Below are 26,489 nucleotides of genomic sequence, written 5' to 3'. Positions count from 1 at the left end.
TTCGCGGGTTGGATTTCACATTGCTCTGGCATCAGGCGGCTTCGATTTTACGCACCTTTTCCGGCGTGTTGATGACCGGCTGCGTCGCCAGGGCCTGAGGCTCAAAGTCATCAACATTGATGCTGCGCAAGCGACTGGCCTCGGCTTTCACCAGCAGGTCGGCTTCTTCCTGATTGATAAGCCCGCCCGCCAGCGCCTGCTCAGCCAGCGCATCCAGGCGAGTAAACGGCAGGTGTTTGCCCAACGCTTTACAGATGCGCTGGTGGATCGGGTCGGCGGCAATCACATCCACAAGCGCTTCTTCCAGCAGGCCGACCGGGTTGTGCGCGCTTGGGGTCAGGTACTGACCACGGCCAATGCGTGAACGGGTGGCGCTGGGCGTTTGCAGGATCTTCGCCACTTTATGGTCAAGCACATCGGACGGGGCGCGATAGTGGCGACCGGTCGGGAAGATGACCAGGCTTAATGCGCCTGCCACGAAGCGGTTCGGGAAGTTTTCCAGCAAATCAGCCATCGCCTGTTCAGCCTGGTAAAGCGCATCCTGCACGCCCCAGTGTACCAGCGGGAGATCGGCGGTCTGGCGGCCTTCGTCGTCATAGCGTTTCAGTACGGCAGAGGCGAGGAAGATCTGGCTTAACACATCTCCTAAGCGTGCAGAGATGCGTTCACGACGCTTGAGGCTACCGCCGAGTACCGCCATCGAAATATCAGAAAGCAAGGCAAGGTTAGCGCTCAGGCGGTTCAGATGCTGGTAATAGCGTTTGGTGGCATCGCGGGTTGGCGTTGCGCTGGTTAACCCACGCGTCAGGCCGAGCCACAGGCTGCGCATCGTATTACTGCCGACATGGCCGATATGTTTAAACAGCAGTTTGTCGAATGCATTAAGGTCATTATTTTGCGCGGCAGCCATCTCCTCCAGCACATACGGATGGCAACGGATCGCGCCCTGGCCGAAGATCATCATGGTACGGGTAAGGATGTTCGCCCCTTCAACAGTGATGGCAATCGGCGCGCCCTGGTAGGTGCGGGCAAGGAAGTTGCCTTCGCCGAGCATAATGCCTTTACCGCCTGCAATATCCATCGCATCAATAACTGATTGCTGACCACGGTGTGTACAGTGATATTTGACGATGGCGGAGAGCACCGCCGGTTTTTCGCCAAGCATGATGCCGTAGGTGATAAGCGATGCTGCTGCATCCATGACATACGCATTGCCTGCGATACGCGCCAGCGGTTCTTCAATACCTTCCATCTTACCGATAGCCACTCTGAACTGGCGGCGGATGTGGGCGTAGGCACCAATCCCCATGGCAACGGATTTCAGACCGCCTGTGGAGTTAGAGGGCAGGGTGATCCCGCGACCCACCGACAAGCATTCCACCAGCATACGCCAGCCCTGTCCGGCCATTTTCGGCCCGCCGATGATGTAATCGATCGGCACAAAAATATCCTCGCCGCGCGTTGGCCCGTTCTGGAACGGGACGTTAAGCGGGAAGTGACGGCGGCCAATTTCCACGCCCGGCGTTGAGGTCGGGATCAGCGCACAGGTAATACCCAGCTCTTCTTCGCCGCCCAGCAGCTTGTCCGGGTCGGAGAGTTTGAATGCCAGGCCGAGCACTGTGGCGATTGGGGCCAGGGTGATATAGCGTTTGTTCCAGGTCAGGCGCATGCCGAGCACTTGCTCGCCTTGCCACTCGCCCATACAGACCACGCCGGTGTCCGGGATGGCGCCTGCGTCAGAGCCTGCTTCCGGGCTGGTCAGCGCGAAGCACGGAATTTCTAAACCGCGCGCCAGGCGTGGCAGGTAGTGATCTTTCTGATCTTCCGTACCGTAATGTTGCAGCAGCTCGCCTGGCCCTAACGAGTTCGGCACGCCCACGGTGATGGCCAGAATGCCGGACACGCCAGCCAGCTTTTGCAGCACGCGGGACTGCGCATAAGCAGAGAATTCCAGCCCGCCGTACTCTTTTTTGATGATCATCGCAAAAAAGCGATGCTCTTTTAAATACGCCCACAGTTCCGGCGGCAGATCGGCCATCTCGTGCGTTATCTGAAAGTCGTTTGCCATGCGGCAGGCTTCTTCTACCGGGCCATCGAGAAAAGCTTGCTCTTCGGCGCTCAGGCGCGGCTGCGGGTAGTTATGCAGCTTTTTCCAGTCCGGGTTGCCGCGAAACAGATCTCCCTCCCACCAGGTGGTCCCGGCATCGATAGCCTCTTTTTCCGTGCGCGACATCGGCGGCATCACTTTGCGAAATCCACGAAAAGCAGGCGCAGAAATCAGCGAGCGGCGCATGGAGGGCAAATTAAACGGCACCAGAATGATGGCCAGCGGCAGCAGTACCCAGATTGACCACAGGCCGGTAACGCCGAGCGCGGCGGTCCAGACCAGCAAAATTACGCTGCTTAGTTGCAGGTTCACCCGGTGATAAAACAGCGCACTGAGTAGAACGAGGGTTGCGACAATACTCAAAATCATCATAACGAATAGCTCCCTGGCTTGTAGGAGGTCTGACCACTTGTAATGATATGTTTTTAGTTGATGGCGCTTTTTTTAGCAATGTGTTTACAAAATAATTACAACCTGGTTCACATTGTTGAGGTGAATATGTGACCGCAAAGCGAATTCAGCTGCCGGGTCTTGCTTTAGCTTCTCGGCTTGACTGCTATCCGTTAAACTGCGCCTGTTATTTACAATTCTGTGAAGGAAATCCTCATGTACCAGGATCTGATTCGTAATGAACTGAATGAAGCAGCTGAAACGCTGGCTAATTTCTTGAAAGATGAAGCCAATATCCACGCGATTCAGCGCGCGGCGGTTTTACTGGCCGACAGTTTCAAAGCCGGGGGTAAGGTGCTCTCTTGCGGCAACGGCGGCTCGCATTGCGATGCCATGCACTTTGCCGAAGAGTTAACCGGTCGCTACCGTGAAAACCGCCCGGGTTACCCGGCGATTGCGATTTCTGATGTCAGCCATATCTCCTGTGTCAGTAACGACTTTGGTTATGATTACGTCTTTTCCCGCTATGTTGAGGCGGTAGGTCGCGAAGGTGACGTGCTGCTGGGGATTTCCACCTCCGGTAACTCTGCCAACGTGATTAAAGCGATTGAGGCTGCGCGTGAAAAAGGCATGAAGGTGATTACCCTGACCGGTAAAGACGGCGGTAAAATGGCCGGTACGGCTGATATTGAGATCCGCGTTCCGCACTTCGGTTACGCCGATCGTATTCAGGAAATCCATATCAAGGTTATCCATATTCTGATTCAACTGATCGAAAAAGAGATGGTTAAGGCGTAACGAAATCCAGGTGGCGCAGGCATTAACGCGCTGCCCGTGTTCACGCTTTTGCCAGGCGCTGTGGGGGTGTGTATGTGCGAACTGCTCGGTATGAGCGCGAATGTGCCAACGGATATTTGCTTTAGTTTTACCGGGCTGGTGCAGCGCGGTGGAGGCACCGGGCCGCATAAAGATGGCTGGGGGATCACCTTCTACGAAGGTAAGGGCTGTCGCACGTTTAAAGACCCGCAACCCAGCTTTAACTCACCGATTGCAAGACTGGTGCAGGATTACCCCATCAAGTCCTGCTCGGTAGTTGCCCATATTCGCCAGGCAAACCGTGGCGAAGTGGCGCTGGAAAACACCCATCCATTTACCCGAGAGTTGTGGGGGCGTCACTGGACTTACGCTCACAACGGCCAGCTTAGCGGCTATAAAACGCTGGCAACCGGCAACTTTCGCCCGGTTGGCGAGACGGACAGCGAAAAAGCTTTCTGCTGGCTGCTGCACAAACTGACCGAGCGCTATCCACGCACGCCGGGCAATATGCCAGCGGTGTTTAAGTATATTGCGTCGCTTGCCTGTGAACTGCGCGAGAAGGGCGTTTTCAATATGCTGTTGTCGGACGGGCGCTACGTGATGGCGTTCTGCTCGACCAATCTATTCTGGATAACCCGCCGTGCGCCGTTTGGCGTCGCTAAGCTTTTGGATCAGGATGTGGAAATTGATTTTCAGCGGGAAACCACACCGAACGATGTGGTTACCGTGATTGCCACGCAGCCGCTGACGGGTAATGAAACCTGGCACAAGATTATGCCAGGCGAGTGGGCGCTATTTTACCTCGGGGAGCGTGTAGTTTGACGCCAGCTGAGGCTGAACTGCGCTGCTCAGCGGCTTACTGACCACGTAACGCCCGTCCACGACGGAGACTACCGGCGGCTGGTGGGTGGCGGCGAAATAGTCATAGCCGGGTTTTAGCTGTTTCCAGAAATCCGCGAAATAAGAATACTTGTGACGCTGCATATTGGCATCCGTCATGCGGAACGGATAGATGCTCACCTGCACGTTCGGCTGCCCGAACACCAGGGCTGCGGTCACGAACTGGAAGATTTCATCGATACCGGAATCCGTCATGGCGTAGCAGCCGACAGAGACGCAGGCACCGTGGATCATCAGGTACTTACCTTCGTAGCCATGCGCGCGGTCAAACGCGTTCGGGAAGCCAATATTAATGGCTTTATAAAAGCGGCTGTCCGGCTTTAGCTGGTTACGCTGCACGGAATAAAAGCCTTCCGGGCTTTTAAAATCACCCTGGCGCTGTTTTGGGCCCAGGCCACCGGAGTAATTACAAATTTTATAACTGTCGAGGAGCTGATATTGCTCGCCCATCTTGACGTAAAGATCAAGGGTGCGCTCTTCTTTGAAGATCTGGATATAAACCGGCGAACCCATTAACTGCTGCTTATATTCTTTGCTCACCGGCGTAATAGAACTGTTGCTGCCAGTAAGGCCAGCAAAAGAGACGCACGGTATCAGAAGCATCGCAATAAATAATGCGATTTTGCGCATACTGCATGTTTCCTTGAAAAAGCTAATACCACATTGCCAGGACGGCAAAAGAAGCCCAAAATTCAGACGAATCTGTTTCGGAGCGCCCACATTAGCATCACAGTATATTTTCGCAAGCGTGGATCGTCAGGTTTACACTTTTGTTTTCTTATTGATTTATTACTCACCGTGCCTGAAAACACGCTTGCAAAGAAAAGTTCTGAATTAACAGTGAGATCGGGAAAATTCCAGCTTTTTATTCGTGGCGGGTAAGTTGGCTTCTAATTTTAATTAATTTTGCTGTATACTTATCCAGTGTTCTGTGAGGGTGTACGCATGCGCAAAATCATACATGTGGATATGGACTGTTTTTTCGCCGCAGTAGAGATGCGTGATAATCCGGCGCTGCGCGATATCCCGATAGCCATCGGCGGCAGCCGGATCCAGCGTGGCGTGATCAGTACCGCTAACTACCCGGCGCGTAAGTTTGGCGTCCGCAGCGCGATGCCCACGGCGATGGCGCTGAAACTCTGCCCGCACCTCACGCTTTTACGCGGTCGTTTTGATGCTTATAAAGAAGCCTCGAACCAGATCCGCGATATCTTTTCCCGCTATACCACGTTGATTGAACCGCTTTCGCTGGATGAAGCCTATCTTGATGTGACCGATAGCCCGCACTGCTACGGCTCGGCAACGCTGATGGCGCAAGAGATCCGCCAGACCATTTTTAATGAAACACAGCTAACTGCTTCGGCGGGTGTCGCGCCGGTGAAGTTTCTCGCCAAAATAGCGTCAGATTTAAATAAACCCAACGGGCAATATGTTATTACGCCTGCGGATGTGCCGGAGTTCTTACGTACTTTGCCCTTAAGTAAAATCCCAGGGGTAGGTAAAGTCTCAGCCGCAAAACTGGAAAGTATGGGGCTGCGAACTTGTGAAGATGTGCAAAAGAGCGATCTCGCCACATTATTAAAACGGTTTGGCAAATTTGGCCGCATATTATGGGAGCGAAGCCAGGGAATCGACGAGCGGCAAATTAGCAGCGAGCGTCTGCGTAAATCCGTGGGGGTTGAACGAACGCTGGCGGAAGATATATACCAGTGGGAAGAGTGTGAAGCGATTATTGAGCATTTATATCCCGAACTGGAGCGCAGGCTCGCGAAAGTGAAACCGGATCTGTTAATTGCCCGGCAAGGTGTAAAACTTAAATTTAATGATTTTCAGCTCACGACGCAGGAGCATGTCTGGCCGCAGTTAAATAAAGCGGATTTGCTGGCGACCGCGCGTAAAACCTGGGATGAGCGTCGCGGCGGGCGCGGCGTTCGGCTGGTGGGGCTACATGTAACGTTACTGGACCCGCAGCTGGAGCGCCAGCTGGTGCTGGGTTTGTGAAGACGTCCGCGCCAGGCGGCGCGGACGGCAGGCTTACTTCGCCGGGATCGCTTTTAGCAGCTCGGTCAGCAATGTCCAGTACTGGCCCACGCTTTCGATATGCACTTGCTCATCCGGGGAGTGAGGGCCGGTGATGGTTGGCCCAATCGAGACCATATCCATTTCCGGGTACGGTTTTTTGAACAGACCGCACTCCAGACCCGCATGGATCACCTGAATGTTTGGCGTTTTGTTAAACAGACGCTGATAGGTTTCGCGCACCAGCGCCATCACCGGGGAGTGCGCGTCCGGCTGCCAGCCAGGGTAGCCGCCTTTTGGCTCGGTTTTCGCACCCGCCAGCGCGCCGAGCGACTCCAGCATGCTGACCACGTAATCTTTACCGCTATCAACCAGCGAACGGATCAGGCAGACGATTTCTGCGCTCTCATTCTTCATGCTGACCACGCCCACGTTCAGGGACGTTTCCACCACGCCTTTGGCCACATCTGAGTTGCGGATCACGCCGTTCGGCATGGCATTCAACAGGCGAATAAACGCATCGCGCGAGGCGGTGGTCAGGGCGGCGTTGTCGCTGCTTGCGCTTTCGAGCAGAACGGTCAGGTTCTTCTCTTTCATCTCCAGCTCGTTTTTCAGCAGCGCCAGGTAATCGCTTGCCAGCGTTTTTAACTGTGCGGCTTTATCTGCCGGGACGGCAACGGTGGCAATCGCTTCGCGCGGGATAGCATTGCGCAAGGTGCCGCCGGTGAAATCCAGTAAACGAAGATCTAACTCGCTTGCGTGGCCTGCGAGAAAGCGCACCAGCAGTTTGTTGGCATTACCAAGACCCAAATGGATGTCGCCGCCGGAGTGACCGCCTTTCAGGCCTTTGAGGGTCAGTTTGAAGGTTTCAAAACCCGCCGGAACCGCTTCGCGTGAGAGCGGCAGGGTGGTGATAAAATCGATACCGCCCGCGCAGCCCATGTAGATTTCACCCTCTTCTTCAGAGTCGGTGTTAATCAGAATATCGGCCTGGAGCCAGCCTGGTTGCAGGCCGAATGCGCCGTCCATCCCGGCTTCTTCGGTCATGGTCAGCAGCACTTCCAGCGGGCCATGTTCCACTGTCTCATCAGCCAGTACTGCCAGGGCGGAAGCCATACCAATGCCGTTATCCGCGCCGAGCGTGGTGCCGCGCGCTTTAACCCATTCACCATCGATATACGGGCGAATAGGATCTTTGGTGAAATCGTGCTCAGTATCGTTGTTTTTTTGCGGCACCATATCCAGGTGCGCCTGCAGCACTACGGATTTGCGGTTTTCCATGCCGGCCGTCGCCGGTTTACGAATCAGTATATTGCCTACTTTGTCGCGCTCAGCGTGAAGACCTTTCTCTTTCGCCCAGCCTAAAATGTGCTCAGCAAGCTGTTCTTCATGATAGGAAGGGTGGGGAATAGAACAAATTTTGGCAAAAATATCCCACAGCGGCTGCGGAGATAGTTGAGACAGTTCAGACACGATGAGTCTCCTTACGATGAGCCTGCACAGCAAACCTCACAGGCCACAGGGTTAAATAAACATACATCGCAATTATGCTTGCGAGATGGCCCTGAGAATACCACTTTCCTGACCGTCTGCGAGCACCATGCGATGTAAAAAGCTTATGCGATGCCGGGTAACACTGGTTTTTAGTGCTTGAGATCTCTATAATCTCGCGCAACCTATTCCCCCTCGAATACAATTTAAGCCGTAAAAAACAGGCTGGGACACTTCACATGAGCGAAAAATACGTCGTCACCTGGGACATGTTGCAGATTCATGCACGCAAACTGGCAGCCCGATTGATGCCCTCAGAACAATGGAAAGGCATTATTGCCGTCAGCCGCGGCGGTCTGGTGCCCGGCGCATTACTGGCGCGTGAACTTGGCATTCGTCATGTTGATACCGTTTGCATCTCCAGCTATGACCACGATAACCAGCGTGAATTGAAAGTGCTCAAACGCGCGGAAGGCGACGGCGAAGGCTTTATCGTTATTGACGACCTGGTTGATACCGGCGGTACGGCAGTTGCTATTCGTGATATGTATCCGAAAGCACATTTTGTAACCATTTTTGCCAAACCGGCAGGTCGCCCGCTGGTTGACGATTATGTCATCGATATTCCGCAGGATACGTGGATTGAACAGCCGTGGGATATGGGCGTGGTATTCGTTCCGCCTATCAGCGGTCGCTAATTTAGCGTAAATTTCTGCATACGCCCGGCTTGCCGGGCGTTGTTCATTTTAGGCTGTGACAGGTTACAATAACTTCCAGTGATAGAAACCTGGAGTCTGAGCCTAATGCCACAGTCGAACCTCAGTGAAACGCTCTTCAAACCTCGCTTTAAACATCCTGAAACCTCCACGCTGGTGCGCCGGGTCAACCGGGGGGCGCCGCAATCTGTTCACTCGGCGCTGGAAGGCAGCACCGAGCCGCACTGGTACCGCATGCTGAATCGTCTGATGTGGATCTGGCGGGGCATTGATGCGCGTGAGATCCTCGATGTGCAGTCGCGCATCGTGATGAATAAGGCCGAGCGCACCGATGCTGAGCTGTACGACACGGTTATTGGTTATCGCGGCGGCAACTGGATCTATGAGTGGTCCACCCAGGCGATGAAATGGCAGCAACAGGCGTCGCAGGAGAACAACCCGGACCTTTGCGGTCGCCACTGGCTGCATGCTTCTACCTTATATAGCATCGCCGCATACCCCCATATTAAAGGCGATACGCTTGCTGAGCAGGCCCAGGTGCTGGCAAACCGGGCTTATGAAGAGGCTGCGAAATATCTGCCCGGCAGTATGAAAGAGATGGAGTTCGCGGTGCCTGGCGGCGCGCCGGTCACCGGCTTTTTGCATATGCCCGCGGGCGAAGGGCCGTTCCCGACGGTGCTGATGTGCGGGGGGCTGGATAGCCTGCAAAGTGATTATTACACCCTCTATGAGCGCTATTTCGCCCCTCAGGGCATCGCCATGCTGACGCTGGATATGCCTTCTGTTGGCTTCTCATCAAAATGGAAGCTGACGCAGGATTCCAGCCAGTTGCACCAGCATGTGCTGAAAGAGCTACCCAATGTTCCCTGGGTTGATCACACCCGTGTCGCGGCGTTTGGCTTTCGTTTTGGGGCGAACGTCGCCGTGCGCCTGGCTTACCTGGAAGCGTCGCGGTTAAAAGCGGTCGCCTGCCTGGGGCCGGTTGTCCATGCGCTGCTCAGCGATCCGCAGCGCCAGAGCCGCGTTCCCGGAATGTATCTGGATGTGCTGGCCAGCCGCTTAGGAATGTCTGATGCCTCTGATGAAGCATTACGCGTGGAGCTGAATCGCTATTCGCTGAAGACCCAGGGGTTATTAGGCCGACGCTGCCCGACGCCGATGCTTTCTGGCTTCTGGCAGAACGATCCATTTAGCCCGGAAGAGGAGTCGCGCCTGATAACCTCGTCATCGTCGGATGGCAAGCTGCTGGAGATTGCGTTCAATCCGGTGTATCGAAATTTTGACAATGCGTTGCGACAAATCACCCGCTGGATAAGTCATCATTTCTCTTAATAGATTGATAAATTCTATTGATTTGGTAAAACAGTTGCTTCACAAAAGGAGATCGCAATGACGTTACCGAGTGGACATCCGAAAAGCAGGCTGATTAAGAAGTTTACTGCGCTAGGGCCTTATATCCGCGAAGAGCAATGCGAAGATAACCGTTTTTTCTTCGACTGTCTGGCCGTATGCGTCAACGTAAAACCGGCACCGGAAAAACGTGAGTTCTGGGGCTGGTGGATGGAAATGGAAGCGCAGGAGTCGCGTTTCACCTACCGTTACCAGTTTGGCCTCTTTGATAAAGAAGGGCAGTGGCAACCGACGGCAATCAAAGACAAGGAAGTGACCGAGCGACTCGAACAGACGCTGCTTGAGTTCCATGAGCGCGCCCGCACCCTGCTGAAATCACTTGAGCTTAAGCTGGAACCCGCCGACAACTTCAACGAGCAACTCGTTAAACTCTCCGCGTAATTGCCTGATAAAAAAATACCCGGTGGCGCAGCGCCATCGGGTATCGCAGACCATCGCCTGCGGCTTAAATCAGAGAATAAATGCCCTCATGCGAGGGCATTTCAAATTACGAGGGTTCAGGCAGGCAAGCTTAGAACTGGTAAGTCACGCCAACGGCGACGACGTCGTCATCCGCAATGCCCAGCTTGTTGTTGCTGTCGATCTGGTTGATTTTGTAATCAACCATGGCCGAGAAGTTTTTGTTGAAGTAGTAAGTTGCACCCACATCGATGTAGTTAACCAGATCTTCGTCACCGATGCCGTTTTCCATGTCTTTGCCTTTGGTCAGGACATAACCCAGGGACGGACGCAGACCGAAATCGAACTGGTACTGAACCACGGCTTCAAAGTTTTCTGCTTTGTTCGCAAAACCACGTGAAGAAGAGATTGGCGTCATGTTGTATGACACTGCGTACATGGTCGCGATATAGAGATTATTTGCGTCAAATTTCGCGCCAGCTGCCCAGGCTTCAGCGTTCTCACCACGGCCATAGGCCAGCAGTTCGTTCTGCTGTTTGGTGCGATCGGAGTTGGCATAGGCACCGAGCAGGCTGAACGGGCTGCCGCCGAAATCATAAGCCAGTGACGCGCCGAAGCCATCACCGTTCTGCTTGATGATATTGCTCTGGCCGCTGGTGATAACGCCAGCACTGTCCACGGTTGCGCTACGGTTGTTCTCATTTTTGCCCTGGTATTGCAGGGTCATATCCAGACCGTCAATCATTCCGAAGAAATCGGTGTTGCGGTAGGTCAGCACGCCGGTGGTGCGCTTGGTCATAAAGTTATCGGTACGGGTCAGCGAGTCGCCGCCGAATTCCGGGAACATATCCGTTACGGAAGCCACGTCGTACAGCACGCCGAGGTTACGGCCGTAATCGATAGAACCAAAATCTTTGATTTTGATACCGGCAAAGGCCAGACGGGTTTTCATGGTTGAGGAGCTTTCGTCTTTGTCGCCCGCGAATTCTGCTTCCCAACGACCGTAACCGGTCAGGTAATCGTTAATCTGGGTTTCGCCTTTGAAACCGAAACGCACGTACGTCTTATCACCGTCGTTGCCGGTGTCATCACTCATATAGTGCTGGGCTTTAACTTTGCCATATACGTCCAGTTTGTTGCCGTTCTTGTTATAAACTTCGGCTGCGTGAGCGGAAGATGTGGAAGCGACAACGCCAATTACCATTAATGCCAGAGTGCTCTTTTTCATTTTGATTCCTGATTTATCATACGCGCTAATATTCGCTGGGCTTATGGCCCCGTGAAAACAGGAAGGGTTTTATCGTTCTGAAATTAAAGAAATATGACAATTTAAGAATATTTTTAAAAAAGTATGTTTTGGATTTTTTGTCATCAAAAAGTCATGTTTCGCCGTTACGCTCGCTGATCCTGCGCAACAAACTTGCACGCTTTCGGTACTGGCAGTTGGCAAGCGCAGCCAGTCCTGTTACAACGTCTGCTTACTATCGAAATTTCTTATTTTGTTGAATGGCAGAGAATCATGAGTGACAGCCAGACGCTGGTGGTAAAACTGGGAACCAGTGTTTTAACCGGTGGCTCCCGCCGCCTGAACCGTGCCCATATTGTTGAGCTGGTGCGCCAGTGCGCCCAGCTACATGCTGCCGGGCACCGTATTGTAATTGTGACGTCCGGGGCAATCGCCGCCGGGCGTGAGCATCTGGGTTACCCGGAACTGCCCGCGACTATCGCTTCAAAACAACTGTTAGCAGCCGTCGGGCAAAGTCGCCTGATTCAGCTGTGGGAGCAGCTCTTTTCTATTTACGGCATCCATATTGGCCAGATGTTATTAACCCGTGCGGATATGGAAGACCGCGAGCGTTTTCTCAACGCGCGCGACACGCTGCGTGCGCTGCTCGACAACAATATCGTGCCGGTGATTAATGAGAACGACGCCGTGGCAACCGCTGAAATTAAAGTGGGCGACAACGATAATCTTTCCGCGCTGGCGGCGATTCTTGCCGGGGCAGATAAACTGCTGCTATTGACCGATCAGCAGGGGCTGTTTACCGCCGATCCGCGCACCAGCCCGGATGCCGAGCTGATTAAAGATGTTCACGGTATTGACGATGCGCTGCGGGCAATTGCGGGTGACAGTGTTTCCGGGCTGGGTACCGGCGGCATGGGCACTAAATTGCAGGCGGCGGATGTGGCATGTCGCGCCGGTATCGACACCATTATTGCTGCAGGCAGTAAGCCTGGCGTGATTGGCGATGTGATGGCGGGCGTTGCGGTCGGTACGCGTTTTCATGCGCAGGCCTCACCGCTGGAAAACCGCAAGCGCTGGATCTTTGGCGCGCCGCCAGCGGGGGAAATCACCGTGGATGAAGGGGCAACGGCTGCTATTCTTGAGCGCGGCAGTTCGCTGCTGCCCAAAGGGATTAAAAGTGTGACGGGTAACTTCTCGCGTGGTGAAGTGATCCGTATTCTCACTCTGCAAGGGCGCGATATTGCGCATGGCGTGAGCCGTTATAATAGTGATGCGCTGCGCCGCATTGCGGGTCACCACTCACAACAGATTGACGCTATTCTTGGCTATGAATATGGCCCCGTTGCTGTTCATCGCGACGATATGATCACCCGTTAAGGAGCAGAAGTATGCTTGAGCAAATGGGCATCGCTGCGAAAGCAGCGTCGTACAAGCTGGCATTGCTCTCCAGCCACGAGAAAAACCGTGTGCTGGAAAAAATCGCCGATTATCTTCAGGCCCAGTCGGAAGAAATTTTGCTGGCGAATGAGCAGGATTTGCTGGAGGCACGCCGTAATGGTTTGAGCGATGCGATGCTCGATCGTCTGGCGCTGGATCCGGCGCGCTTAAAAAGTATTGCTGATGATGTGCGCCAGGTCTGCAATCTTGCCGATCCGGTGGGGCAGGTGATCGACGGTGGGCTGCTGGATAGCGGCCTGCGTATCGAGCGCCGCCGCGTGCCGTTGGGGGTGATTGGCGTGATTTACGAAGCGCGTCCCAACGTCACGGTGGATGTCGCCTCCCTGTGCCTGAAAACCGGTAATGCCGTGATTTTGCGCGGCGGCAAGGAAACCTGGCGAACCAATGCCGCGACGGTGAAGGTTATCCAGCAAGCGCTGCAAGAGTGCGGTTTACCGGCGGGCGCAGTGCAGGCTATTGAAAGCCCGGATCGTGCGCTGGTTAACGAGATGCTACGCATGGATAAGTATATCGATATGCTTATTCCGCGCGGGGGCGCAGGGCTGCATAAATTGTGCCGCGAGCAATCGACGATCCCGGTGATCACCGGCGGGATTGGTGTGTGCCATATTTTTGTCGATGATTCTGCTGAAATTGCACCTGCGCTGAATATCATCGTCAATGCGAAAACCCAGCGGCCAGGCACTTGTAATACGGTTGAGACGCTGCTGGTGCATCAAGGCATTGCCGGTGCTTTTCTGCCTGCACTGAGTAAAACGATGGCGGAACGTGGTGTGACGCTGCATGCGGATGCGCAGGCGTTCAAACTTTTGCAAAACGGCCCGGCGAAGGTCGAGCCGGTGAAGGAGGCGCAGTATGACGACGAGTTTTTATCGCTGGATTTAAACGTGAAAATCGTCAGCGGTCTTGATGACGCCATCAGCCATATTCGCCAGCACGGGACGCAGCACTCTGATGCTATTCTTACGCGAACCCTGAGCAATGCTAATCGTTTCGTTAACGAAGTGGATTCTTCGGCGGTGTATGTGAATGCATCCACACGCTTTACCGATGGCGGGCAGTTTGGTCTCGGTGCAGAAGTCGCCGTCAGCACGCAAAAACTGCATGCGCGCGGCCCGATGGGGCTGGAAGCGTTAACCACTTATAAATGGATTGGTTACGGCGACGATACGATTCGTGCTTAAATGAAACCGGGTGATGCAAAAGTAGCCGTTTGATTCGCAGGGGCATTGACGCATCACCCGCTTAGTTTTAACCTTTACCCCGTGTTTCACACTCGTGGACACGTCTGCAGGGCCGATATAGCTCAGTTGGTAGAGCAGCGCATTCGTAATGCGAAGGTCGTAGGTTCGACTCCTATTATCGGCACCACCCCCTAGTTTTCTCAAGTCAACTCACATCAATAAAACCCCTTCAAAAACATAGTATTTAGGCTGATTACAGTCATTTGAGGTCAACCCCAGTCACTTGAAATCAACATACAATTGGGGGCACAATCAGGGGCATGTTCTGTTCGGTCCAGGAAATGTGCCCCCAATGATGCTGAATGCCCGTAAGGTTGAAGCCGCCAAAGGAAAAGAGAAGAGCTATAAGCTCGCTGATGGCGGCGGCCTGTATCTTCAGGTAGAACCCAATGGTTCACGATATTGGCGAATGAAGTATCGCTACGCAGGTAAAGAAAAGCGCTTGGCTTTTGGCGTTTATCCGGCTGTCAGCCTTGCCGATGCCAGGCAAAAGCGCGACGATGCAAAGAAATTACTTGCAGCAGGTGACGATCCCGGCGAAATAAAGAAGGCAAAGAAGCAGGCTTTAACCGCTGCCATTGAGATAATCAACCCGTTTAGAGAGGTTGCATTAGAGTGGCACAAGATAAAGTCACCAAAATGGTCCGAGGGGTACGCTTCCGACATCCTTGAGGCATTCGAGAAGGATATCTTTCCTCATATTGGTCATCGCCCTATTGCTGATATTAAACCCCTCGAACTACTGGAAGTGTTAAGGCTCATAGAAGCCAGAGGGGCAATGGAAAAAGCGAAGAAAGTCCGCCAGCGATGTGGAGAAGTTTTCCGTTATGCCATCGTAACAGGGCGAGCAATCTACAATCCTGCACCGGATCTTGCCAGTGCAATGCAGGGCCATGAAGCCGTCCATTATCCTTTCCTTAAAGCTACCGAGTTACCCGAGTTCTTTACCGCCCTTAATGGCTATACAGGAAGCCCGATTGTTGTGCTGGGGGCACATTTACTTATCCTGACTGGACTGAGAACGGGCGAGCTACGCGCTGCTGAATGGCGTGAAGTGGACTTCGACAACGCTGTATGGGAGATCCCTAAAGAACGCATGAAAATGCGTCGTGCGCATCTTGTGCCACTATCAGAACAGGCTATCGCTTATCTTCAAAAGCTTAAAGAGCTAACCGGGAATTATCCCTTGATGTTCCCTGGACGTAACGATCCCAGTAAATGTATGAGTGAAGCCAGTATTAACCAAGTATTCAAGCGTATTGGTTACGCTGGCCGGGTTACCGGGCATGGCTTTAGACATACGATGAGTACGATTTTGCATGAGAAGGGATTTAATAGCGCCTGGATTGAGACCCAGCTTGCTCACCTGGATAAAAATTCAATTCGTGGAATATATAACCATGCACAATATCTTGATGGTCGCAGAGAGATGATGCAGTGGTATAGCAATTTTGTTAATGGCAAAGAGGCTTGATTGAAAAATGGCTAAGAATAATTCTCTCAAGCTCCATCGCACTCATTACAGCATTAGCGATGCAACAAAACTTTTAGGTTGCGATGAACAGGACATATTTCATATAGCTATTCAAAAAGATATTACGTTCTCATTAAGTGTGTGTGGCCGATGGTCTCATTCAAAGCATAAAGTAAGGGACGTTGATGCTTTTACCAAACATATCGATTCTTTAGAAAAAGATACTGAAGGGTTTAGTTATATTTCTGAGTTTAGTTTGATAAAAATTAACGAGATTAAAAGGGAGAAGAAATTAGTCCTGGCTAGCACTAAAGGCTTTTTCTCAATGCCTCCGAAAGTGAGGAATGATTTTATTTATTTTGAAGGTCAGTTCCCGGAATATCCTTCATTGCTTATTCCTGCTGGAGAAGCCTATTCGTACATGGTTAAATATATTCAGGTTGATTGGCAGCATGATATAGGCTTAAGTTTTGAAAGTGAAGGGTATATAGAGCGTGCTGATATAAAGAAATTACATTTTGCATTGAGTGAAACTGATGTTTCCGACAGTAAGTACGAAGCACTATCCGTAGCTCAGCAAGAAAGGCACGCAGTTAAAAGGAATGAAGTTCTTAGCGTGGCCTTATACTTATACAAAGAAAATTCGAGTTATAGAAAAGAGAATGCAACGTCAATAACTGACCTGATCTTTAACAGGGCAGCAGAGTTCTGGCCCGATGAAAAGCAACCCCCTTTATCACATTCAGTGATCAGTAAATTGGTGTCTTCGATTTTTAATAAGCCAATTTTTACAAAAAATTAACAAATGTGGCGGGTAAGTATTTTTTGCTTACTTGCCTTTTCTACTTGTTGGTATGGTGCTGTAATCCCCTCCGTTGACATAACCAGATAAATGGAGAGGAACATTCTATGAGATTGGTGGATACCCGACCCGCTGCCGATTCACTTATTGATATGAAGTTTATTACGTCAGATTGCTTATTCACAGATAAGTGGATCTACAAATTAATTTCATTAGGTAGGTTTCCAAAACCGATTAAGTTAGGACGTATGTCGCGCTGGCGAGCTGGTGATTATTATGCATGGCGAGATAGCCATTCCACTGATACTGAATGAAGTAATTAAAAGCTAATCCATTCAAACCAAAAAAATGAGACGAAAAATGAATAACCTTTTATTACAAAAGGGCGAGAGCCTGCACCTGTTTGCATTGAAAAGTAAAAGCGTTTCTACAATTTACAATTACAAAATTATTCCTTTTAAAGATACAAACAGCGATGCCGCCTGCATAGCACGCATTATTGAAATATTCAGGCTGAATAAATTACGCGCTGAAGGCGAGACTCTATTTTCACTGACGGGGTTGACCGTTCCTGATACTGAAGCCGTGGCAGAGGAAATTAATATGCTGCTTACCCGTTGCGTGAAACTATGTCGCCATGAGGAAGAGGAGCTGGGCTATCGCCAGCGTACCGCCAGCGAAGCGGAAAGTGCAATGAATCAGGTTCACAACGCCCGTTCAATCTCTGAAGTGAAAAGCCGTGGATCACGTACAGACCGAGCGGATGCGGAGCGGCGTTATGAGACGGCACTCGGTCGCGTGGCTGAGCAGCAAACACGGGTCAACCATTTCAGATCCCTTCCTGGTTTACTTGTCGGTGAGGCAAAACATATCGGAAAAGGGATTGATAAAGCGTTGCTGCATTCTTTTCCCCTTTCGACATATATTCCGTCGAATATTGTTTCGGCTTATCAGAACCCGGTTATAGCCGGTGCAGTCCGGTTTATTACTGATGCACTTGACGAAGTGACAAAAGCGGTAAGCGACATTATTAAATGTTGTACGCCACCGGTGGATAAATACGAATTAAATAATGGCGGCATGCTTCGGGCGCTGGCATATAAAGAATATTACAAAGCAGGTAATACATTACTGCGCGCAATCGTAACCGGTGAAGATTATGTGAATTACCTTATGGAAGGTAATAAATTTGCCGGGCGTAAAGAAAGAATCTTTTCCGTTTAATTTGTTCAGGGGTTATCTATGTTTGCTTTTAATAAAGAAAAGCCGGATGTTGCACGCCGCTATCATGAGAAATTTGTATCAACCGATCGTTCATTCCTGGGTGAGGGGCATCGTTTTTCATTATCCGGGAAAAAAGAAAACAGTTTACGGGCTTCCATTCTGGAATCCGGCTGGATGATGGAACAAATCACGCTTCGCGACGTGAGTGCAGTATCCGGGAACGCCATTAATATTGGTGCCAGTGAACTACATTCTGGCCGGGTCGCTGACGGTCGTTTCCGTAAAAAGATATCTGTAAACGGTACCGAGTTCTGGCTTTCCGAGACGGATACATGCGCCACTATCAGCTATGGCGAAATGTCAGATATCTATAATCTTGGCAATGCCGGTAATTTTGATGAAGTAATGGATGCGTTTTTTAGCCAGGCTTATTCACTGGATATGCTGCGGATTGGTTTTAATGGATCATCCATTGCAGAAACCACCGATCCTGAAACGAATAAGAAAGGTGAGGATGTCAATATTGGCTGGCACGCACTGGCAAAAGAGTTTGCACATGGCAAGCAAATCCTCTCTGAGCCGCTGACATTAGGTGAAACGGGGCAATGGAAAAATATCGATCTGCTGGCAAACCATCTCATCACTAATGTGATTGCCGAACCATTCCGGGAAGATCCGCGACTGGTGGTGTTGATTGGCACAGAGCTGGCGGCGCAGCAACGTCTGCGGTTATTTAATGCCGCTGATCGCCCGGCAAACGTAAGCGCGGCGCAGATGGCCACCAGTTCGATAGCCGGACGGTTTGCTTTTATCCCGCCTTTTATGCCCGGCAAACGCCTTGCCGTCACTACCCTGAGTAATCTGCATATTTATACGCAGGCTAATACACGTTATTTCCGGGCGGAGTTTGATGAAGATAACTGCGAATACGTGCATTCCTATCTGCGTAATGAAGGCTATGCGCTGGGAAATTCTGAGCTTTATGCCGCTGTTGATGAGAATGCAATAACCTTCGTTGAATAACTCACAGCAAATAAAAAGCCCGCTGGTTATTCAGCGGGCTTTGGAATTTAACAGGTAAAAAATGAACCTTACAGAGTGGCAGATACTGTAAGGACATTCAGAATGCCAGGATTTGCAGAAATGAACAATACAATAAATTCGGTTATAAATTTCTTGCCTCGCTGTGATCAGGCGGGCTATAGTTCGGGCGTTGCCGCAAAATCGGCAACCGGGCGTAGGAACCCGAGTAATCTAACGGCGACACAACACGCGCCAGGCGTGTTTTTTTATGTCGCAGCTTTGGCATACCTGTATTTTCTGGTGTGGTGTTTTCTGACAATTATTTGTCCTCAACATCGCATCATCAAAATTATGGTAGTCCGGGCGGGGCAGCCTTCGGGCTGGCCGGTATTCGTTAGAGCCGGTATTCCTACCCCCGTCCGGGCTACCACCCATGAGCGTAGGAACTCCGGTGGTGGCGTTAACCGCTATCTAACGGAGATTGCCATTATGGCTACCGTCCCTGCGTTATCACACCCTGAATATACCTTTCTGTTTCTGGCCGTTCGCCGTACCGACGGCAAAGCCCGCCCTGCTCCGGTTCGTATCACTGCGCCAAATGAGCGTGACGCACGCTTTAAGCTGCTTGCTGAGTTTGTTATTTGTTTTGCTGGTCGTCTGCCAACACATCGTGACGGGGAGGGACGGGTATGAAAACGCTTTCTGATATTCAGTCCGGCTGCACCCTGTCTGAAACCGGGGAAAATCGTCTCTTACGCGTCGCTCTCGCCAGTGAATTCCTTGCCGATGTGCTTTCCGTATGCAGCGCCTCCAGCCTGAAAACGGTCTCTTCTGATGGCGCAGCGGCCATCTTTGCCTGCCTTGCCGAACAGCTTGACGGCGTTGTCAGGGAAACCAGCACCATGAAGGGGAGTCGTCATGATAAATAACCGGACTCCTGTTTCCTCTGTACTTCGCGCGGCGATACTGCGCATTCACGGTATAACCGCCTGTGATAACAGCGGCAGAAAGGAGGTGTGCCAGTGAAACAAATGTCTGTTACATCCGTTGCGACTGCCGCGCGTGGCCGCTGGCCGCATATTCTTTCTGCGCTGGGGATTGACGTACCGGCAGGGCATCGCCACGGCGCATGCCCGAAATGCGGCGGTACGGATCGCTTTCGCCTGGATGATAAAGAAGGGCGCGGGACATGGTTCTGTAATCAGTGCGGTAATGGCGATGGTCTGGATCTTGTCCGTCTGGTGACAGGAAAAGGCGTGAAAGAGGTATCAGGCATGGTGGCCGGAACGTTGTCACTGGCGGAAGTGAGTCAGCAACCCATGAAGCCCGCCAGGAATGAAGCTGCACGGCAGGCAAATGGCCGGGCGCGTTTCCATCAACTGCTGAAACAAAGCAGGCAGGGGGAAAGCCGCTATCTGACTGAGCGTGGCCTTTATGGTCATGCGTTTGCCCTGCTTGAACAACCGACAACGGTTGCAGGGACGGTTTTTGCTGCCGGTTCCCTGCTGCTGCCGCTGACTGACATTGACGGCGATATCACCGGCGGTCAGCTTATCAGCCCGGAAGGGAATAAAAACCTGCTACCGGGTAGCCAGCTGAGCGGCAGTTTTATCGCGCTGGCTGACATACCGGCGACACCGCCGGAACAGGTCATTATCACCGAAGGCTTTGCCACTGCGCTCACTGTTTCCCTGATAGCTTCCGGCTGGGTGATTGCGGCGGTGGCCGCCACCAATCTTCCCCGAACTGCCGAAAAAATACGCCAGAAATGGCCGGACACCCGCATTGTTCTGGCCGGGGATAACGATTTACTGGACGGGAAAGAAAACACCGGGCGTATCTGGGCAGAGAAGGCCGCGAAGGCGGTAAACGGCTGGGTAACGTTGCCGCCGACCCGCCATAAAGCTGACTGGGATGATTTCCGTCAGGAAAATGGTCTGGAACGCACCCGCGAGGCGTTCCGGGACGAAATGACCTTACATGGCCGGGGGCAGACACGGCTGCCGGAGGGGTTCCGCCTTACAAAAGAATACCTGTGGTATGACAAGCTGGTGAATAAGTCGGACGGGGACACGGAAATCCGCAATATCAAGATTTCCAGCCCTATCCGTGTCACGGCCATTACCAGCGATGCCGATGGCAGCAATTACGGGCGACTGCTGGAGTGGGAGGACACCAACGGCAATCCCCGGAAGTGGGCGATGCCGATGGAAATGCTGGGCGGCAGTGGGGAAGAGCTGCGCCGCGTCCTGCTGGTTAACGGGCTTTCCTATATCAATGTTAACGGTGCGGCAAGGGCGCACCTGATGGAATACATCTCGCTTTGTAAGCCGGAGAACAAAGTCACCTGCGTGAACCGAACCGGCTGGCATGGCGGCGTGTACGTCTTACAGGATGAGGTGATTGGCCGCGATGCGCGGTCGGTCATTCTCCAGACCTCCAGCGTTCAGGGGCGGGATTTCCGGGTGAATGGCACATCGGAAGAGTGGCGGGAGCATATCGGGCGCTACTGCACCGGGAACGCCAGACTGGCTTTCAGCGTCAGCCTGGCCTTTGCTGCGCCACTACTGCAACTGGTCGGCATGAGCGGCGGAGGCTATCACCTGAAAGGGGAATCGACGGACGGCAAAACCACCACCATGAAAGTGGCGGCGTCCGTCTGCGGCGGAACGGATTTCTGGCATACGTGGCGTGCAACGGGTAACGCGCTGGAGGGAACGGCAAGCCGCCGCAATGACGCCACGCTGATGCTGGATGAAATCCGCGAGGTGGACGGACGCGAGGCGGGGAATATTGCTTACATGCTGGCTAATGGCCAGGGCAAGGCCAGAGCCAGAACAGATGGTTCCGTGCGGGAAACGAACCGCTGGAACCTGCTGTTTCTCTCCACCGGCGAATTATCCCTGGTGGAGCATGCGGCAAATGCAGGGGAACGGACTTATGCCGGTGTTGAAGTGCGGATGATCCAGATCCCCAGCGATTCCGGCAAATACGGGGTGTTTGAAGAACTGCATGGTTTCAGCGGCGGAAAGGCGCTGTCTGAACATCTTGAACAGGGTGTAGCGCAGTTCCACGGTGCGCCGTTCCGTGACTGGCTGCGTCACATTACGGCTTCGCCGCCGGAGGTGACCAGCCAGGCTAAGGCGATGCTGAAAGAGTTCACGCGCAGGCTGACGCCGCAGGATGCGGGGAATCAGGTCGGGCGGGCAGTGACCCGCTTTGCCCTGGTGGCGATGGCCGGGGAACTGGCCACCCGCGCCGGTATCACCGGCTGGTTGGAAGGTGAGGCTTACGCAGCGGCAGAACGTTGTCTGGCGTCGTGGATGATGGATCGTGGCCATTCAGCTAATCAGGAAGATCGCGCCGCGCTGGAACAGGTGCGCGACTTTATCACGCGTAACCAGTACAGCCGTTTTGCCGACTGGCACGACGACAGGAATCGTCCGGTAGCCATGATGGGCTTTCGCAAAGTGGATACGGGCAGTCAGACCACGGAAACGGTCACGACATTTTATGTCCTGCCGTCAGGCTGGAAGGAAATCTGTAAGGGCTTCAATGCCAGTAAAGTGGCAAAACTCTGCGTCAGTGCGGGCTGGCTGGAGCCGGGCAGGGATGGCCGAACCCAGACAAGCCTTCGCCTGCCAGAAATAGGCCTCAAACGAGTGTACCAGTTTAATACAAATGTGCTGGGCGACCCTGAAGAATAGCTTCGCACGAGTCTTATTTTTATGAGGTAACACAGGTAACAGAGGTAACAGCCAGACGCCGCAAGGGCTGTGGGCGTTACCAGTTAAAAAACAGGAGTGGTAACAGTGGTAACAAAAACCGGGTGTTACCACACGTTACCTCAAGGAAAAATGCAGAGGTAACGGTATTTATCTTTATAAATCAAAGGTGTTACCAGTGTTACCGCTGTTACACGTTCCGGCAGAAAGCAATCAACCGTGTCAGCCTTATTCCTGGCTGGCAATGAATTAAGGAAAACACATGCGTGTAATGAAAATGATCTGCACTGAATGTCTTGCCATTGCGACGATTCGCAAGACTAATCGTAAGCATCCCCAGCTGGCGGACGTTTATTGTAGCTGTACAAACGTTGAATGCGGACACTCCTTTGTGATGACCGTTTCCTTTTCGCATACCCTCAGTCCCAGCGCTCTGAAAGGGCAGGGCAGGGTGAAAGAACTGATTGACGCGATGCCGGAACAGGATCGGGAAAAAGCGCTGGAATTTCTGCTTCAGGCAAAAAAACGGGCTTAATGACGGCAGACCGGGATACGAAACGTGTGCCCGGTACTGCTGAAAGGTGATGAAGTTTTTTTCAGTTTTTCCCTGCGGTAATTTATTGAATTTAATAACGTTATTGTTTTCTAATTCAGCGTTATTTCTTATCGAACAGTGACGTAAAATTAAAAATCCCTTCTGAAACAATCACCTGAAAAAATTAGAGTCAGCCCTTAAAGAGCAGAAACTGAAAAAAAGTGAAATTCGTTTCAATTTTTTCAATGCGGTTTTCATGCCAGAGAGCCAGCACTGGCGCGGGCTGGCTTGCCGGTTTGTAGAAAAACAAAACTGAAAAATTTTACTGATATGAAACTGGCAGGCGGGTGCGGTGTAGTGCGATTTTGGTCGGTTACGTCTTTTTTTATGAATGTACCCCATGGGCGTGGAGCAATGAACTAAATCTAAATCTTGAAAAAATTTACAATCAGAATCACTGCATCTTATTATTACGTGGAGTAGAATTTGATGGTTTTTCCTAAAAGGAATGAAGAAAATGGCCTTAACTCCTAAGCAAATTGGTAGAGCAGCAGGAAGAATATTCCAATCTAACATCCCAATTAACTGGGCATATCGTTGCCAGGAAGATCAAGAGGACTACGGAGTTGATGCAGAGATTGAAATAATTGCTGATGATGAAAAGGCAACCGGGTTTATATTCAAAGCTCAAATTAAAGGACAGGAGAATGTTTCCATAATTAATGATGGAAATATTGCATCCTTTAACCTTTCAACCGAAAGATTAAATTATTACATGAATCAATTGGATGTCCCAATCATCCTTGTTGTTGTTGATGTAACTAAAAAGAAGGTTTATTGGTGTAGTTTGCAGGATGATCAAAGCTTGAGTAGTAGATTAGCAATATCTAATAGTGAAGGGAAAAAAAGCATTGCAATCCATATCCCATGCTCAAATACTTTACCGGATGAAAGTGATAAATTAATACAAGCTGTTATGGATAATATGACATGGATGAAAATAAACGCGTTAAATAAAATAAACACACCAATTAACCAAATGTTAAAAAATAGCCCAAGTAAGCTTATTGATGACTTAATTCAAAGAAATAAGGAGTTTAATTTTTATCTATATATAGAACAATATGATAGATTGTTAAAGTCTAGAAGCTATAATGAGCTTTTTAATAAGGCAAAAATTACTTTCGAGTCAACTTCAGAATTGTTTGATACAAGATTTAACTCTGCTATATATATAGAGCAGGTTTATATACAGGCATTGCAGGACGAAGAGGAAAAAAACAAATATTTATTCAGTCTTTACAATGCATTAATTGGATTAGTCCGTAGTGAAAGGAAAAATGAATATTACAGGATGTATGTTATTTTCTTAATGAGGTCTTTTATTATAGATAAATTGATTGAGTCGGATTATCATGCTGTTCTTACCAAGAGAAATACTTCACATGATGAGTTGACATCATGGATGCTGAATCATGAGAACGATAGAATTGTTACCGCTACTGCAAGTCATGTACAAAAAACAATATATTCAATAAATAAAATGATATTACAGGGTAATGATAGCTTTTTCACTGATGCTATATCACGCGTTGCTATTAAATTAGGTGTATATGCACACAGATTAAAAATAGATGAACGGCTTGAATCTTCGGAATATTTATTTAATTGGATTGATTATTGCTTAGATCTAGCAATGGAAATATGTAAGGTGCAAGAGAATGAACCATTATATGGGAAGTTTGTATTAATATATGCTACCGTTAGTACAAATCGTGAAGATTATGAGAAATGTTTTGAACAAGCAAAGAGTAAGTTAGAGTTTATTAAGAGTGAGGAAATAAAGTCAAGTTTAAATATAGCGCTTGAAAAAATCGCTAAGCACAAAACTACGTTTCAAGAACGGAGTGATCCTGATAGCGAAATTGATTTTTTCACAAGCCGCGCAAGGCAGATGGGATTCAAGATTGATGATCCTGAAGATGAGATGGGTAGGATTATCAAACAAGGGTTACTGGATTACAATCCTGAACGTGTAGTAAAAAATTGCGAGCATTTACTTATGGTTGCATCTCGTTCTGTTGGAATTCCTGCCATGATGGTTGGTTTATACTCTGCTTCTATGAAATATCTTGTTTGTTTGAAAAAAAATCATGTGATGGGTGGTTGGAGGCTGGATGATATATATAATTCAAAGCCAGTAGGGGGGTTCCGGAGTGAATTTTGTAAAGATTGTAAAGACTGCAAACCAAGAAATCCTGAATGGAAATGGACGAGTGCTTGGCAAGAAGAACAAAGTGAACTTCATAAAGACCTCATTAGTCGCTTAGAGCGCTGGTAGCAACATCTTTGTGTTAAAAATTCTCCTTCAAAGATCCCTCAATACAGTAGTCGAGATGGGGGTATTTTTGGGGGCATTTCCATATTGATTTTAATTTTTATTGTTATTAATCAATGCTATATGTTTTTATTTTATTCCTATTATCGGCACCATTTCAACTTCCCCAGACGTCCGTATTCATCCATAAATACCCTGATTTATAACGATTTTATCGCCTTTTAGTCCGTCGCTGTCCGTAATCATCCAGTAGAATCCGATACGGAATGTGTATAGGATTGTGTATATGTTCCTGTTCGGTCTTGGATTCCTATACACATGCCTTTAAACGATATGCAGATTCGCCGCGCTAAGCCTGAAGCTAAAGCCTATACACTTGGAGATGGGCAAGGGCTGTCATTGCTTATAGAACCTAATGGAAGCAAGAGCTGGCGGTTCCGCTATCGTTTTGCCGGTAAACCCAAGTTGATCTCGCTTGGCGTTTACCCAACGATCACCCTTGCCGATGCTCGTTCCCGTCGTGATGAAGCTCGAAAACTTGTGGCAGAAGGAAAGAACCCTAGTGAGGTTCGAAAAGAGCAAAAGCTGGCTTTGCAAACAGAGTCAGAGAACGCCTTCGAAAAGATAGCCAGAGAGTGGCATCAACTTAAATCTGCTAAATGGTCGGCAGGATATGCTTCAGACATCATAGAAGCGTTTAAGAACGATATTTTTCCTTATGTCGGAACAAGGCCAGTGGGAGAGATTAAACCCCTAGAGCTGCTGAACATGCTGCGTAAAATTGAGAAACGTGGAGCGTTGGAGAAAATGCGGAAAGTGCGTCAGCGTTGCTCCGAAGTGTTTCGCTACGCAATCGCAACAGGCAGGGCGGAGTACAATCCTGCGGCGGATCTTTCCAGCGCTCTCGAAGTACACCAATCCAATCATTTCCCGTTCCTAAAAGCTGATGAGATACCTGATTTTCTGCGTGCCTTAGAGGGTTATACCGGGAGTAAGCTTGTCCAGATAGCGACGAAATTACTGATGATTACGGGCGTGAGAACCATTGAATCGCCACGGGTTTAACAGACACCTCAGAGTCATTTAAAATGGCTTAATGAGAGGTGCACATGAGCAGTAAGCGTTATCCTGAAGAGTTTAAAATTGAAGCTGTCAAACAGGTTGTTGATCGT

At 50.5% G+C, this 26,489-nt stretch carries 22 protein-coding genes and 1 tRNA gene; 19 read left to right on the top strand and 4 right to left on the bottom strand.

Annotated elements, in window-relative coordinates; translation table 11 throughout:
- Positions 1-31: 31 nt before the first annotated feature.
- Positions 32-2,479, bottom strand: a complete 2,448-nt coding sequence (gene fadE / locus ACTU3N_RS17870; RefSeq protein ID WP_443087472.1) for an acyl-CoA dehydrogenase FadE — start codon at positions 2,477-2,479, stop codon at positions 32-34.
- A 234-nt stretch (positions 2,480-2,713) separates the two neighbouring features.
- Here fadE and lpcA point away from each other — a divergent pair, with 234 nt between their 5' ends.
- On the top strand, positions 2,714-3,295 hold the full coding sequence (gene lpcA, locus ACTU3N_RS17865; RefSeq protein ID WP_443087471.1) for a D-sedoheptulose 7-phosphate isomerase: 582 nt from the start codon (positions 2,714-2,716) through the stop codon (positions 3,293-3,295).
- Positions 3,296-3,367: 72 nt separating this feature from the next.
- Positions 3,368-4,135: a class II glutamine amidotransferase gene (locus ACTU3N_RS17860; protein ID WP_443087470.1), complete on the top strand. Its 768-nt coding sequence runs from the start codon at positions 3,368-3,370 to the stop codon at positions 4,133-4,135.
- On the opposite strand, the gene dpaA is transcribed toward ACTU3N_RS17860, so the two are convergent.
- Positions 4,106-4,843, bottom strand: coding sequence for a peptidoglycan meso-diaminopimelic acid protein amidase (gene dpaA, locus ACTU3N_RS17855; RefSeq protein ID WP_443087469.1), 738 nt, complete (start codon positions 4,841-4,843; stop codon positions 4,106-4,108). The genes ACTU3N_RS17860 and dpaA overlap by 30 nt on opposite strands.
- Before the next feature lie 315 nt (positions 4,844-5,158).
- Between dpaA and dinB the strand changes: the two genes are divergently transcribed.
- Complete coding sequence (dinB, locus tag ACTU3N_RS17850) at positions 5,159-6,214, top strand: DNA polymerase IV (RefSeq protein ID WP_443087468.1); 1,056 nt, start codon at positions 5,159-5,161, stop codon at positions 6,212-6,214.
- A gap of 33 nt (positions 6,215-6,247) precedes the next feature.
- On the opposite strand, the gene pepD is transcribed toward dinB, so the two are convergent.
- Complete coding sequence (gene pepD / locus ACTU3N_RS17845; RefSeq protein ID WP_443087467.1) at positions 6,248-7,705, bottom strand: cytosol nonspecific dipeptidase; 1,458 nt, start codon at positions 7,703-7,705, stop codon at positions 6,248-6,250.
- 257 nt (positions 7,706-7,962) lie between these two features.
- Here pepD and gpt point away from each other — a divergent pair, with 257 nt between their 5' ends.
- The 3 genes from gpt (at position 7,963) to crl (ending at position 10,230) form a co-directional block, all read left to right on the top strand.
- Positions 7,963-8,421, top strand: coding sequence for a xanthine phosphoribosyltransferase (gpt, locus tag ACTU3N_RS17840; protein ID WP_443087466.1), 459 nt, complete (start codon positions 7,963-7,965; stop codon positions 8,419-8,421).
- 105 nt (positions 8,422-8,526) lie between these two features.
- Complete coding sequence (gene frsA / locus ACTU3N_RS17835) at positions 8,527-9,771, top strand: esterase FrsA (protein WP_443087465.1); 1,245 nt, start codon at positions 8,527-8,529, stop codon at positions 9,769-9,771.
- A gap of 57 nt (positions 9,772-9,828) precedes the next feature.
- Positions 9,829-10,230 (top strand): sigma factor-binding protein Crl, encoded by a 402-nt coding sequence (crl, locus tag ACTU3N_RS17830; protein WP_443087464.1) that lies wholly within the window; start codon positions 9,829-9,831, stop codon positions 10,228-10,230.
- Positions 10,231-10,360: 130 nt separating this feature from the next.
- On the opposite strand, the gene ACTU3N_RS17825 is transcribed toward crl, so the two are convergent.
- Positions 10,361-11,476 carry a porin gene (locus ACTU3N_RS17825; RefSeq protein ID WP_443087463.1) on the bottom strand — a complete coding sequence of 372 codons (1,116 nt, stop codon included), beginning with the start codon at positions 11,474-11,476 and terminating at the stop codon, positions 10,361-10,363.
- A gap of 291 nt (positions 11,477-11,767) precedes the next feature.
- Between ACTU3N_RS17825 and proB the strand changes: the two genes are divergently transcribed.
- The 13 genes from proB (at position 11,768) to ACTU3N_RS17760 (ending at position 26,382) form a co-directional block, all read left to right on the top strand.
- Positions 11,768-12,871 carry a glutamate 5-kinase gene (gene proB / locus ACTU3N_RS17820; RefSeq protein ID WP_443087462.1) on the top strand — a complete coding sequence of 368 codons (1,104 nt, stop codon included), beginning with the start codon at positions 11,768-11,770 and terminating at the stop codon, positions 12,869-12,871.
- Positions 12,872-12,882: 11 nt separating this feature from the next.
- Complete coding sequence (gene proA / locus ACTU3N_RS17815; RefSeq protein WP_443087461.1) at positions 12,883-14,136, top strand: glutamate-5-semialdehyde dehydrogenase; 1,254 nt, start codon at positions 12,883-12,885, stop codon at positions 14,134-14,136.
- Positions 14,137-14,247: 111 nt separating this feature from the next.
- Positions 14,248-14,323, top strand: a tRNA-Thr gene (locus ACTU3N_RS17810).
- Between the two features lie 165 nt (positions 14,324-14,488).
- Entirely contained in the window at positions 14,489-15,670 is a 1,182-nt protein-coding gene (locus tag ACTU3N_RS17805) for a tyrosine-type recombinase/integrase (protein ID WP_443087460.1), read from the top strand.
- Positions 15,671-15,677: 7 nt separating this feature from the next.
- Positions 15,678-16,472: a hypothetical protein gene (locus ACTU3N_RS17800; RefSeq protein WP_443087459.1), complete on the top strand. Its 795-nt coding sequence runs from the start codon at positions 15,678-15,680 to the stop codon at positions 16,470-16,472.
- A gap of 360 nt (positions 16,473-16,832) precedes the next feature.
- On the top strand, positions 16,833-17,696 hold the full coding sequence (locus ACTU3N_RS17795) for a hypothetical protein (RefSeq protein WP_443087458.1): 864 nt from the start codon (positions 16,833-16,835) through the stop codon (positions 17,694-17,696).
- A gap of 18 nt (positions 17,697-17,714) precedes the next feature.
- Entirely contained in the window at positions 17,715-18,719 is a 1,005-nt protein-coding gene (locus tag ACTU3N_RS17790) for a P2 family phage major capsid protein (protein ID WP_443087457.1), read from the top strand.
- A 102-nt stretch (positions 18,720-18,821) separates the two neighbouring features.
- The gene (locus tag ACTU3N_RS17785) at positions 18,822-19,412 is read left to right on the top strand and encodes a host cell division inhibitor Icd-like protein (RefSeq protein WP_443087456.1); all 591 of its coding nucleotides are present in this window, start codon (positions 18,822-18,824) and stop codon (positions 19,410-19,412) included.
- Entirely contained in the window at positions 19,409-19,648 is a 240-nt protein-coding gene (locus ACTU3N_RS17780; protein WP_443087455.1) for a hypothetical protein, read from the top strand. Before ACTU3N_RS17785 ends, ACTU3N_RS17780 begins: the two co-directional genes overlap by 4 nt.
- Positions 19,649-19,750: 102 nt before the next feature.
- Positions 19,751-22,426, top strand: a complete 2,676-nt coding sequence (locus tag ACTU3N_RS17775) for a DUF927 domain-containing protein (protein WP_443087515.1) — start codon at positions 19,751-19,753, stop codon at positions 22,424-22,426.
- A gap of 280 nt (positions 22,427-22,706) precedes the next feature.
- The gene (locus ACTU3N_RS17770; RefSeq protein WP_443087454.1) at positions 22,707-22,979 is read left to right on the top strand and encodes an ogr/Delta-like zinc finger family protein; all 273 of its coding nucleotides are present in this window, start codon (positions 22,707-22,709) and stop codon (positions 22,977-22,979) included.
- Between the two features lie 517 nt (positions 22,980-23,496).
- The gene (locus ACTU3N_RS17765; RefSeq protein WP_443087453.1) at positions 23,497-25,320 is read left to right on the top strand and encodes a DUF4365 domain-containing protein; all 1,824 of its coding nucleotides are present in this window, start codon (positions 23,497-23,499) and stop codon (positions 25,318-25,320) included.
- Between the two features lie 315 nt (positions 25,321-25,635).
- Complete coding sequence (locus ACTU3N_RS17760) at positions 25,636-26,382, top strand: tyrosine-type recombinase/integrase (RefSeq protein WP_443087452.1); 747 nt, start codon at positions 25,636-25,638, stop codon at positions 26,380-26,382.
- Positions 26,383-26,489 lie beyond the last annotated feature (107 nt).

It is taken from the genome of Vagococcus sp. WN89Y (genome assembly GCF_052220145.1).
Lineage (GTDB): Bacteria > Pseudomonadota > Gammaproteobacteria > Enterobacterales > Enterobacteriaceae > Kosakonia.
The sequence above is the reverse complement of the archived record's forward strand: the minus strand, read 5'-3'. Positions and strand labels throughout refer to the sequence as shown.